Below are 11,595 nucleotides of genomic sequence, written 5' to 3'. Positions count from 1 at the left end.
AAGGAGGACAGATATGTCTCAATTACCCGACGCGAAACATCTGCTGCTCGAGCAGGTGGGTGGGCGCCTGAATATCACTTTTAACCGGCCCGAGGTTCGAAACGCCATCAACTCGGAAATGGGAGCAGAGTTTTCGGCCGTGGTGGATTGGCTGGCGGACAACTCCGATGTTCGGGTTGTGGTTCTTCGAGGCGCGGGGGGGCATTTCTGTGCCGGCGGTGATATCAAGGAACGCAAATCCATGGCCGTTACGGAAACATCTGGTGAAGATCCTCTGATGGCCCGCAATCGGCAAGCTGGACTGGCTTTCAATAAATTTGAGAACTTGCCGCAAACCACAATCTCGGTGGTTGAAGGGTCGGCCTTTGGCGGCGGAATGGGATATGCCTGTCTGACGGACATAACTATCCTCTCCAAGACCGCTAAAATGGGGATGCCTGAAACCACGCTGGGTGTTGCCCCGGCTCAAATTGCGCCTTACGTGGTGAAGCGCATTGGTTTAACAAGGGCACGCCAACTGGCGCTTACGGCTGAGCGCTTCGATGGTCAGACAGCTTATGATTATGGTATCGGTCAGTATCTTGCTGAACCGGATGCGCTCGATCAAGTAACAGAGGACGTAGTTGCCCGTGTCCTCAAATGTGGCCCCATGGCCAATGCCGCGACCAAGGCCATCATGCTCCGGGTCGGCACCTTGCCCGCCGAAGAGCTGATCAGTTTTTCCGCTGCTGAGTTTGCCAAGCTCAATCGAAGTAGAGAAGGGGTTGAGGGACAGACCGCCTTTGCCGAAAAGCGTAAACCCAGTTGGCAGGAGAACTAGCATGAAGAGCGCGTCTCAAAAAGAAGTGCGCATTGGCGGTGCCTCCGGCTATTGGGGGGACAGTCAGGAAGCTCCAAGGCAGCTCCTCGAAAAAGGCAATGTGGATTATCTGGTCTTCGATTATCTGGCAGAGGTAACCATGTCCATTCTTGTCCGGGCGAAGCAGAAATCCCCGGATCTGGGATACGCCCGCGATTTTGTTGATCTGGTGATGAAGCCTCTGCTTCCGGCGATCAAGGCCAAAGGGGTTAAGGTTGTGGTGAATGCCGGTGGGGTAAATATCGCTGCCTGCGCCGAAGCCCTTCGAAAGGTTGCAGCCGATCAGGGTCTTTCCTTAAAAGTTGGCATTGTCGAAGGGGATGATGTTCTGGATCAGTTGCCACGCCTTGCCGCTGAAGGCACGCGGGAAATGTTTCAAGATAAGCCGATGCCAGACAGCATGATCAGTGCGAATGCGTATCTTGGGGCCTTTCCGATCGCGGCTGCGCTGGATGCAGGGGCAGAGGTTGTCATTACCGGTCGCTGTGTCGATAGTGCTGTCACGCTGGGTCCCTTGATCCATGAGTTTGGCTGGCAACCCACTGATTTCGATCGGTTAGCCGCAGGCTCTTTGGTGGGACATATTATTGAATGTGGTGCGCAAGCCACCGGTGGTAATTTTACTGACTGGAAAGAAGTGGCGGATGGCTGGGATGATATGGGTTATCCCATTGCAGTTTGCCGTGCTGACGGGACTTTCGCAATTACCAAGCCAGAAGGAACGGGCGGCCGCGTTTCCCGTCTCACAGTAGGTGAGCAGATCCTTTACGAGATCGGTGACCCAGCGGCTTATATCCTGCCGGATGTGGTCTGTGACTTCACAGATGTTACGCTTGAAGAGACAAAGCCGGATTGGCTGGAGGTTGCCCATGCGAAAGGGCGCGCGCCAACCAGCACTTATAAGGTTTCTGGCACCTATCGGGATGGCTATCGCTCCACCGCATCGACAATTATCACGGGATTTGATGCGGCTGCAAAAGGTCAGGCCTTTATGGACAGTCTGATCAAGCGAACCCGCAGGCTGTTTGTCGAGCGAAATCTTGGCGATTATAGGGGCATCTCCAGTCACCTGGTCGGGGCGGAAACTTTATGGGGACAAAATGCCCACCCTACCGCACGGGAGAGCCGGGAAATTATGGCTCGCCTAGATGTCCGTCACGATGAGAGGGAAGCGCTGGAGCTGTTTTCAAAAGAGACGACGGGTGTTGCCCTTTCTATGACCACAGGGCGATGTTCCGCCGGCGCGGCGGGACGACCTAAGATTACACCCGTTGTGGCCCAGTTTGCCTTTAAGATTGCCAAAGACAGGGTGCATCCAAAAGTTTCTGTAAACGGTGAGGAGGTTGCGTTTGCGGCACTTGATCCTTCGCTTTTTCAAGATGATCTTATCCAATCACCAGTCGCCGCCGATGACGCGCCAGATCTTTCGGGCCCCTCAAAAGAAGTGGATCTGATTGAGCTTGCCGTTGCCCGAAGCGGGGATAAGGGAAATAATGCCAATGTCGGTGTCATGGCCCGCAATAAATCCTATTTGCCATATATCCGGGCTGCGCTGGATGAAGCGGCGGTTGCTGGATGGTTTGCCCATGTTCTGAAGGGTGAGGTGACCCGCTACGACTTGCCCGGTATGAATGCGTTGAACTTTCTGCTTACCGATTGCCTGGATGGGGGCGGGACGTCTTCCCTACATTTGGATAATATGGGCAAGACCTATGGTCAGCAGATCCTTGCCATGAAGGTAAGGGTGCCAGAAGGATTGCTCTAACCCTTACTCTCTCAGAAATGTTACGAGTGCAGAGGAGACTTCATCCGCGCGGGAGTAGGTGATGGCATGGGTGCCGCCTTCCAAGAAGGTGACCTTGGCCTGCGGGACCTGCGCGGTTAGAAGCTCGGCGTTTTTCGGCGGTACAATACTATCTTCAGTTCCCCACAAAGCGAGGGTTGGAACGTTTAAGTCTCCAACTGTCTGATAGGAGCCCGATAAATCCCCCATCGGGAAATTCCGAAGGGTGGAAAGGAGTGCTGGTAAGTAACCTTCGTAGGACATTTGCAGCTCGTACCGTTCCACCAGATCCGGGATTGAACTGCCCTGGTTTTCAGGTTTGGACATTTCCGCATGCAAACTCCCCCGACCCAGCACATCCATAATCCAATCGCCAAGGAGCGGCACGCGGATCACCTTAGCCAATATTCCATCGTTCACCGGAAAGCCTGCCGGTGCAATAAGGCCCAATTTCCGGACCTGACCGGGATGACTGGCCGTGAAGTAGGTCGCCACGGCCCCGCCCATGGAATAGCCGATCAGACTGATCTGTTTATCGACACCCTGATTTTTCAAGAGGTTGGCAAGTTGGGCGTCAAACAGCTCTGCAGTGTAATCTAAATCCGGACGATCACTCCACCCACGGCCAAAAAGATCATAGGTCAGGACCCTATAACCTGCGCCGGTTAAGGTTCCAACAATGCCGCGCCAAACAAAGCTGGGGGTGGAAAAGCCATGAACCAGGACAACAATCTCGCCATCATCGGGGCCATGCCACTGATAGTGGGTTACGCCGCGGGGCAGTGTTGTGAATTCTCCAGGGGCCTGCGTGCGAGCAGTTTCATCAAGCGGGAGGAGCTGATCTGTCACATAGCCGCGGTACAAAATCGCTGCGCACAGGACAATCACAATCAGGCTGATCACGGTAATGATGAATTTCATAGTGTTCCCCCTTTTTCCCAAGGCTAGGGAAATTTTCGCCATTTGAAAAGGTTTGACTGATCAGAAAACCCAATCAACTCAGCGAAACTGCTTATGGGGGTAAAAGTCTGTCTTCATTTCGTCATTGTGATGGAATTTTGAATTTTCGTTTGTTTTCTATTAATGTTTCTTTTAATTTCATTTGACTTTCATATTTATCTTTTATCTTATGAAAATCCCTAGAATCTGTGGGATTAAAACCGTTACTCAAGAAGCATAGGATCCTACTCGTGCCAGCAGATTTTGACATTTTTATCATTGGCGGTGGTGTGAACGGCTGTGGTATCGCCCGGGATGCGGTCGGACGCGGTTATTCTGTGGCGCTGGCTGAGAAAAACGATCTGGCGAGCGGGACATCCTCAGGCTCGACAAAATTGATTCATGGCGGCCTTCGCTATCTGGAACATTATGAATTTCGTCTGGTGCGCGAAGCCTTGAGCGAACGGGAACTTCTTTGGAATGTAGCGCCCCATATCATTTGGCCACTTCGTTTCGTTTTACCCCATCACAAGGAGTTGCGCCCGAAATGGTTGTTGCGTCTGGGGCTGTTTCTCTATGACCATATTGGCGGGCGCAAGAAACTGCCGGCTACCCGAACTCTGGATTTGAAAAAGGATGTCACGGGTGAGCCGCTAAAAGATATGTTTGAAAGCGGGTTTGAATATTCGGACTGCTGGGTAAACGATGCCCGGCTTGTTGCGCTGAACGCCCGTGACGCGGCTGATCGGGGCGCAGTTATTCGCACCCGGACGAGCTGCATCCGCGCTATTCGCGAAGGTGGGCTCTGGCACGTTACCTTGCTGGATCATCGAAGCGGTGAAGAGGAGACGTTGACGGCCCGCGTGCTCATTAATGCCTCCGGTCCGTGGGTTGATAATGTGTTGCGTCTGCCGTTGGCGGATCAACAGGCCCATAATGTTCGCCTTGTCCAAGGCAGCCATGTGGTGGTGCCCAAGCTTTATAATCACGATCGTTGCTACATCTTCCAAAACGCGGATGACAGGATCATCTTTGCCATTCCCTATGAGGAAGATTTCACCCTTATCGGTACAACTGATCATGATTTCGATGGCAGCCTGGATAATATCCAGATCACCAAAGAGGAAACAGCCTATCTGTGTTCTGCTGCCAGTGAATATTTCAACAGCTCTATCACGCCGGATCAGGTGGTCTGGACCTATTCTGGCGTTCGCCCACTTTATGATGATGGTGCCTCCAAGGCACAGGAAGCAACCCGGGACTATGTGCTGCGCATGGATGGGGATGCCGATGCGCCAAAACTGATCAATGTGTTTGGCGGCAAAATCACCACGTACCGGCGGCTTGCAGAAAGCATGTTGGAAAAAATTGAGGAAGCGATCGGCAAGAAAGGGGACAAGTGGACAGCCACAGCCAAGTTGCCTGGGGGCCATTTCGCGCCAGAAGAGTTTGATAAGCTGGTGGATGATTATCATGCCCGCTTTGGCTTTTTGGACAAATCCCTGATCCGTCGCTATTGCCGCGCCTATGGCACGCAGGCCCTTAAAATCCTGGATGGTGTCCAAACCGTCTCTGATCTCGGGACGGATTTTGGGGGTGGCCTTTATGAGGCTGAAGTTCGTTATCTGATTGACAATGAATGGGCTGTTGAGGCGGATGACATTCTCTGGCGGCGCTCCAAACTGGGCCTTCGCTTAACCGAGGCGGAGCGCGTGGCCTTTGCCGACTGGATGGGCCAGCAAGAGATCCCGACGAGAGCCATCAAGTCAGCCTGATTTTGCTTGTTTCTGCTGTTGCAGAAGGACAATTGCGACCCCGCCCAATGTGGCGACTGAGGCGATGACAAGCCGCGCAGATAGAGGCTCGCTCAAAATCAGGACACCTCCAATTGCGGCAATCGCCGGCACCGTTAGCTGCACTGTCGCCGCTTGGGAGGCTTTCAGCGCGGGCAGTACCGCATACCAGATCACATAGCCGCAGCCCGATGCCAGTGCGCCAGAGGCGATAGCAAGAATGATACCCGTCTGGCTAATCGCGACCTGATCGATAAAAACAAGGCTGACAATGATCACAAGCGGAATGGAATAGGTGAAATTCCAGGCAGATGCCTTTAAGGGATCTGTGGCCCCTTTGCCGAGCAAGGAGTATATGCCCCAGGCAATACCGGCAACAATCATCATAACCGCGCCCATGAGGTTCGGTGCAGCCACCCCCGGGGAGACCAGATAGACGAGGCCGCCAACAGCCGCCAGAAGACCAAGCCAACCAATTAACGTAAATCGCTCCCCCCGGCGGATTGCAAAACTGAACATGGTGATCTGTACGGCGCCAAAAAGAAGAAGCGCACCTGTTCCGGCTGCCAAAGACAGGTAAGCGAAGGAGAAAAACACCATATAGGTAAAAAGCATGGCAGCGCTTTTCCAACTGGCTGCTTCCGGTTTACTGATCCCGGATTTAATCGCCAGAATAAGCATCAGGGTGATCGCCCCTGAAATCATGCGAAGGCTGGTGAAGCTTGCCGCATCCATATGACCCTCTCCAAGGGCTTGCCGACAGAGAACAGAGTTTGCGGCAAAGGCAATCATCGCCACGGCAGTGAGCAGAACTGTTCGGGCAAGGGACGGGGTTTCTGACATGTTATTCACTTCATTGGCAGGCTGGCTTGGGCGCAGATCCTCTCACAGGAAGGGTCTGTTGGCAAATGCCAACCTGTCAAATTGTCCCGCCTTTTTTATTTGCTGTTACCGGGATCGCAGACGCCTTGGGTTTCGATAATCACTTCGCCGGTGGTTTGTGGGAAGTTCTTGAATAATCCATCCAATAACTCCGGCATAACCTGTGACAATAAAGGGCAGCTTCCCCGGCTGACGATCCGCCCTTCATAAAGCGGCTTTAAGTCTTCAGCTTTCCAGTCTGTCATGCGATAGAGTTTTAGATCCACGGTGCGGGAGTAAATATCCCGCGCAACAACAGCGGGTCTTGTAGGGTAGGGGTAATAATAGGTTGCACCAAAAAAGGAGCGACTACCTGATCCGAAATAAGCATGCGGATAAAAACGACCGTTATCCCGAACCTCGGATACCGTCACGCCGTCATCTGTATTATAGGTCAGAACCGCAACCAAGTCAGATCCCCCTAAAGTCGGGGAAAGGGAAAACCCTTCAGCGGTAAGCTTGCGCCCAAGCAATTCCCGATAGCTTTTAAACTCGAGACTGTTATCGGTCAGGGTGGAGCCTGATGTCATGTAAACGGATGATCCGGCGTCCCACTTTTCAGGGGCTGTAAAAGATTGTACCTGCCCTTTGAGGGAAGGCGCAGCGCACCCGGCGAGTAATGTCAGGGCACAGAGGATTGATAAGATCAGGCGCGGCATGATCGGCTCCTTTGAATTTCACACGACAAGTCTCAGCCTAGACCTGCAAGAGATCCAACTCCACTCTCCATATTCTAAACATAAGCTCCTGCAGTGCTCTTCACAAGGGTGTGCAACAAACTGTCGCATGTGAAACGGATAAAAAAACACCCCGCTTTTGAGGCGGGGTGTTGGATTAGCAGATAACGGTTTTTATCCGGTACCCCGAACTTGGTTTAGAAAACGACTGACTTCCCTCTTCAGATCCCCGGTGCTACCGTCCAGTTCCCGCACGGCTTCCAGAACTGTGCTGGAGACCTGTTCGACTTCGTGGGAGGCATCTGTCACGCCACTGATGTTGGAGGAGACTTCTCGCGTTCCCGCAGCAGCCTGCTCCACATTCCGGGCAATCTCTTTGGTGGCGGCTGTCTGTTCTTCCACTGCCGCCGCAACAGAAGAGGCGATCTCCTCTATCTGGTGGATAGTGGTGCTAACGCTTTCAATGGAAAGGGCAGCTTCTTCGGTTGAAGATTGAATGCCGGCAATCTGGTTGCTGATATCTTCTGTTGCCTTGGCTGTCTGATTTGCAAGGTTCTTCACCTCGCTTGCCACAACGGCAAAGCCTTTCCCCGCATCACCGGCTCGGGCGGCTTCAATGGTGGCATTCAGGGCCAGAAGGTTCGTCTGCTCCGCAATATCAGTAATGATATTCACAACCTCTCCGATCTTGTGGGAGGCTTCAACCAAGCTATCAATATTTCCTTTGGAAACACTGGCCTGCTGAACCGCATTTCTGGCAACCGCAGTGGATTGGTTCACTTGATGGCTGATCTCGTTTCCAGAGGCCGTCAGCTCTTCGGTTGCGGCTGAGACCGTCTGCACATTACGGGAGACTTCCTCGGATGCGGCAGCGACAGAAGTCGCCCGGCCTCTGGAGGTTTCCGCCGTTTGGTTCATAATCTCGGTAGTGGAGTTCAACTTGCCAGACGCTACAGATACCGCCTCGACAACACCACCGACACTGGCTTCGAAATTATCGGCCATTTCATTCAGCAATCGGCGCTGATTTTCCTGGTTCTGCAATTCGGCCAGACGTTTTTCTTCCCGTGCGCGCTCTTCGGTTTCCTGCTTTTCAAGGCGGGCTTTTTCCTCAGCTTGGCGTTGAGCTTCTTCTTTTTCCCGCTGTTCAATTATGCCAACCCGGAAAACTTCAATCGCCTTGGCGATGGCGCCCACTTCATCTTCCCGCTCCTGAGAGGGGACTGCGACATCTGTGTTGCCTTCGGCCAACTCGCCAACCACACCGGTGACTTCCATAATCGGCTCAGAAATCTGGCGAGCGATCACAGTGGCGACATAAATGGCAATCCCGAGTATGACCAAGACAATGGCCAGCACCAAAAGCATAGAGGTGTTAATTTCGCCAAAAACCTCGCTGGCAGGGATTTCAATAAAAACGAAGGATTGGATGGTTGGGATCCAGGCAGCGCCTACAATCATTTCCCCATTTGGTCCACTATAATGATCCAGCTTTACTTCCCCGGCCTTACCGGTCAGCAAAACAGCTGCGACCTCATTGATGCCTTGCGCATCCTTGATGTTACGCTCTCCGATCAGGGATTGGTCCCGATGCAGTTTATAAGTACCATCCGCCGCGGTCAGCCACACATAGCCGGTTTCACCGACCTTGATGGCTTCAATTTCCTGGGCAATGGCTTTGGCATCCACGCCAAGTCCAACTGAAGCCAGTTTTCCGCCCACATCAACACGGATGTTGGTAAACAGCTTCCATTCATTGCCGGTACTATCACTCTTATCCAGTACCATCTCATATGGTGCGCCACTTTGAATAAAGCCGTCGAACCAGTATTTCATATTGTCACTACCGGCCTGATTAAAGCCATTTTGATCGTAGTATTTGCGTGTCACGTTGGAGGCGAAAGTCGCACTAAATGCATCAACGGAATTAACGAGACGACTTGCATATGCCGCCCAGTCTTTTATGCCCTCTTCAGGCTCTCCTTTGGCGAACCAGTCCAGAACGTAGGTGTTGCTGGCAATGCCTTGTGATGCGGTGAGATAAACACCGAGGCGTTTCTCGATCTGGTTTCGGATGGCGACCACATTGGCTGGTAGCTCACTTCCATATAAACGATCAGAGACGAGAGAGCGGACCTGCAGATAGCTGGTCGTGCCAGCAATTATGATCGTCGCTGCCAAGAGGGCGGCGATAAGATAAATAAGTTTCTTCTGGATAGACATGCGTTTTCTCCGCACTTGATCGCTGCCCCCCGATGGGGTTACGACCTGCGCTGCATGCCGTAAGCTATTTCAGAAATTTATTAGAGATTAATTAATATTAGAATTAATTTGAGTTGCGCGTTCCTGAACTGCGATTTTATCGCAGCGCTGCTTAGCGGTAATCCAGCTCAAGATGGATTGGCTCAGGATTTCCAATGGCCTCAACTGATGGGGCGGTCTGCTGGTTCCACTCAAATAAAGTGATATGCCAAAGACCAGGTCTTCGCCGAGAGGGGTCTATCAATCCCTTGTAGCCCATCGCGCGGATATGATCCGCTGCTTCCCAGGAGGCGGGCGTCACGCCAGCTGCGACATCAGCAAGCCAGGGTTGGCGTGCGGCTTCATAGACGTCAGCATTTTCAGGAAGACGTAAATCAAACAATTCACAAGCCGATACCTCAAATCGCAATAGAACGCGCGCCGGATCGTCCAATCTTACATATTGACCAATGGCAACGCGGGCCGCCTCCTCATGGGGGCTGAGATAGAGGGCGTCCTGTCCCTGACGATTAAACCGGGCTGCTGGCCGCATTGGATCTGCTTGGGTAAGTGTGAGGTCTGCTTGATCCGCGAAAGCGATTTTCACAAACTCTCCAGCGATTGGTGTAATCAAGGGATTTCCCTAGGCTAACATGGTTAATTCGAATCTATATCATGATTCCGGAAATTAAGACTCTACTAAAGGTGTAGTTTCGAAATTTTTTTTACCTTTTACGCGCGTAAATAGACTGGATCTGGATTTTTTTTATGCCATTTGGCGAATAGTTTTGCAGAAATGCATCACACGTTGTAAAAAATTTGACATAACTTTTACGTATCTGGACAAACAGGTTTTTAACCAACTCCAGATCCCGGTTAAGAGGAATACCCCTCGGCGGTACGGTTCCGAAATTGAGTACTCGGGAACGTGCCGCCTACCTCTTTCTTCTGCTGTAACTCTCAGTTCAGTCTGAGCACTGTCAAGATTTCCAGCAGAAATGACCTTCTTATAATTTTTTTTCTCAATTAGGACTTGAAAATATTCATGTCCGTTCTTACCTAAACCAGTCTTCGAAGAGAGGGGGGAGATATCCTCCAGGGGGACGCATCCAGAAATCGAGCGGTAGGGCGCTCAGATAATCCTGAAAACAGTTAGGGCCAGGCGGGAGCTATCGACCTGTTCTGCCACTGTCAGTTCTTCTGGGTTGTTGTTTCTGGCGGATTGTTTTGTCCGGATCAATTTCCAGAATGGATTGAAAAGGACCGACAGCCACGCCAACCCGAACAAGACTGCAATTGCAACTATGGCGATTGATCGCAAGGATCGCCGGTGATGCAGATTTGCTATGAACCTAGAACAAAAATTTAGAAAAAAGGCTCTGAAAGGGAGCCCAAGTTAGGGGTAAGTCCCCGCATCACCGGCACCTTTGCCAACTCGTGATGAGTATCGCCTGAAATCCGCTGGGCAAAACCCAGCCTTAACCCTGAAAATCTGATCCCCTTGCCAAGCACCCCGCTTCGCGAGGTTTTTTGGGTTGGAGAAATATGGTCATCACATATCCGCGCGAATTTGGCTGAGAATATTATCGTATTTCCCGTTCGCTTTGATCTTGGCGAGGCCTGTGTTGAAGCGGGCGAGCAGGTCTTTTGCTTTCGGGTAGGATTTGGAGACGATCAGGTAATATTGATCCCCGGGATTGATAATTTCTTTCAAGAACCGAAGGCCGCTAATGTCGAGGTTTAGCTGTTGGGAAAGCCAACCGACCACATGCTCAGTGGTCACCGTGGCATCGCTTCGACCCTCCAACACGATTTCTAGACATCCAATCGCGGTTTTCGGCCGAACGAGATTCAGCTCGCCTCTTGCCTCCAGCTTGGCAATCCCCTCGGGCAGGGCATATCCAAACGGGTAACAGATCAGGCGACCTGCTAGATCCTCTGTCGTTTCCACTTTAAAATCGATATCCTTGCGCACCAGGAGAACCGCAGGCGGTGACCACATGATGGGATCAGAGTAATAAAAGGCTTCCTTTCGGTCTGGGGTCGCGACATAGGGGAAGGTGGCGACGATGGGGTCTGCTTTTAAGGTTTCCTCATAACCGCGCCGCCAGGGAAGGATCTGGATCTCTATCTCCTGATTGATGGCCGCAAATGCAGCCTCAACCACCTCTCGGGTAACGTCGCCGCCGGGCATTTTGCTTTCAATATACGGCGGAAAGCCATCACCTGTTGTCAGCTCAAGGGATAGGCTAAAAAAGTTGGAGGGTTTTAATCCGAGTAGAAATTTTTGGGTAGCATGCTGCGACCACCATTACGGAAATCATTCAGTACATTGACGTAAGGTAGGCCTGTAGTTCTTACCTTGCGTTGCTGTAAGGATAT

Annotated in this window: 9 protein-coding genes; 3 read left to right on the top strand and 6 right to left on the bottom strand. The window is 51.9% G+C overall.

What is annotated here, in order from left to right; genetic code table 11:
* Nucleotides 1–13 precede the first annotated feature (13 nt).
* Both HH301_RS15250 and HH301_RS15245 read left to right on the top strand, forming a co-directional pair.
* A complete protein-coding gene (locus tag HH301_RS15250) occupies nucleotides 14–820 on the top strand; it encodes an enoyl-CoA hydratase/isomerase family protein (protein WP_169569881.1) in 807 nt (268 codons plus the stop codon).
* Nucleotide 821: 1 nt separating this feature from the next.
* Nucleotides 822–2,624 (top strand): acyclic terpene utilization AtuA family protein, encoded by a 1,803-nt coding sequence (locus tag HH301_RS15245; protein ID WP_169569880.1) that lies wholly within the window; start codon nucleotides 822–824, stop codon nucleotides 2,622–2,624.
* Nucleotides 2,625–2,627: 3 nt separating this feature from the next.
* On the opposite strand, the gene HH301_RS15240 is transcribed toward HH301_RS15245, so the two are convergent.
* Nucleotides 2,628–3,563 carry an alpha/beta fold hydrolase gene (locus HH301_RS15240; RefSeq protein WP_169569879.1) on the bottom strand — a complete coding sequence of 312 codons (936 nt, stop codon included), beginning with the start codon at nucleotides 3,561–3,563 and terminating at the stop codon, nucleotides 2,628–2,630.
* Between the two features lie 269 nt (nucleotides 3,564–3,832).
* On the opposite strand from HH301_RS15240, the gene glpD reads away from it, so the two are divergent.
* Entirely contained in the window at nucleotides 3,833–5,356 is a 1,524-nt protein-coding gene (glpD, locus tag HH301_RS15235) for a glycerol-3-phosphate dehydrogenase (protein WP_169569878.1), read from the top strand.
* On the opposite strand, the gene HH301_RS15230 is transcribed toward glpD, so the two are convergent.
* From HH301_RS15230 to HH301_RS15210, 5 genes are all read right to left on the bottom strand, one after another.
* On the bottom strand, nucleotides 5,348–6,217 hold the full coding sequence (locus HH301_RS15230; protein WP_169569877.1) for a DMT family transporter: 870 nt from the start codon (nucleotides 6,215–6,217) through the stop codon (nucleotides 5,348–5,350). The two genes, glpD and HH301_RS15230, sit on opposite strands and share 9 nt — an antisense overlap.
* 95 nt (nucleotides 6,218–6,312) lie before the next feature.
* Nucleotides 6,313–6,954: a DUF4136 domain-containing protein gene (locus tag HH301_RS15225; protein WP_169569876.1), complete on the bottom strand. Its 642-nt coding sequence runs from the start codon at nucleotides 6,952–6,954 to the stop codon at nucleotides 6,313–6,315.
* A gap of 192 nt (nucleotides 6,955–7,146) precedes the next feature.
* Nucleotides 7,147–9,195, bottom strand: coding sequence for a methyl-accepting chemotaxis protein (locus HH301_RS15220; protein ID WP_169569875.1), 2,049 nt, complete (start codon nucleotides 9,193–9,195; stop codon nucleotides 7,147–7,149).
* A gap of 151 nt (nucleotides 9,196–9,346) precedes the next feature.
* Nucleotides 9,347–9,847, bottom strand: a complete 501-nt coding sequence (locus HH301_RS15215; RefSeq protein WP_169569874.1) for an RES family NAD+ phosphorylase — start codon at nucleotides 9,845–9,847, stop codon at nucleotides 9,347–9,349.
* 918 nt (nucleotides 9,848–10,765) lie between these two features.
* Nucleotides 10,766–11,407 carry a substrate-binding periplasmic protein gene (locus HH301_RS15210; protein ID WP_169569873.1) on the bottom strand — a complete coding sequence of 214 codons (642 nt, stop codon included), beginning with the start codon at nucleotides 11,405–11,407 and terminating at the stop codon, nucleotides 10,766–10,768.
* Nucleotides 11,408–11,595 lie beyond the last annotated feature (188 nt).

Origin of the sequence: Sneathiella limimaris (genome assembly GCF_012932565.1) — a bacterium.
Taxonomy (GTDB): domain Bacteria; phylum Pseudomonadota; class Alphaproteobacteria; order Sneathiellales; family Sneathiellaceae; genus Sneathiella; species Sneathiella limimaris.
Note: the sequence above shows the minus strand (reverse complement) of the source record. Positions and strands in the feature narration are given on the sequence as shown.

Coding starts and splice junctions, on each gene's coding strand:
- HH301_RS15240 (WP_169569879.1), bottom strand. CDS start 3,563: ATGAAATTCATCATTACCGTGATCAGCCTGATTGTGATTGTCCTGTGC.
- HH301_RS15245 (WP_169569880.1), top strand. CDS start 822: ATGAAGAGCGCGTCTCAAAAAGAAGTGCGCATTGGCGGTGCCTCCGGC.
- HH301_RS15230 (WP_169569877.1), bottom strand. CDS start 6,217: ATGTCAGAAACCCCGTCCCTTGCCCGAACAGTTCTGCTCACTGCCGTG.
- HH301_RS15210 (WP_169569873.1), bottom strand. CDS start 11,407: ATGCCCGGCGGCGACGTTACCCGAGAGGTGGTTGAGGCTGCATTTGCG.
- HH301_RS15220 (WP_169569875.1), bottom strand. CDS start 9,195: ATGTCTATCCAGAAGAAACTTATTTATCTTATCGCCGCCCTCTTGGCA.
- HH301_RS15250 (WP_169569881.1), top strand. CDS start 14: ATGTCTCAATTACCCGACGCGAAACATCTGCTGCTCGAGCAGGTGGGT.
- HH301_RS15225 (WP_169569876.1), bottom strand. CDS start 6,954: ATGCCGCGCCTGATCTTATCAATCCTCTGTGCCCTGACATTACTCGCC.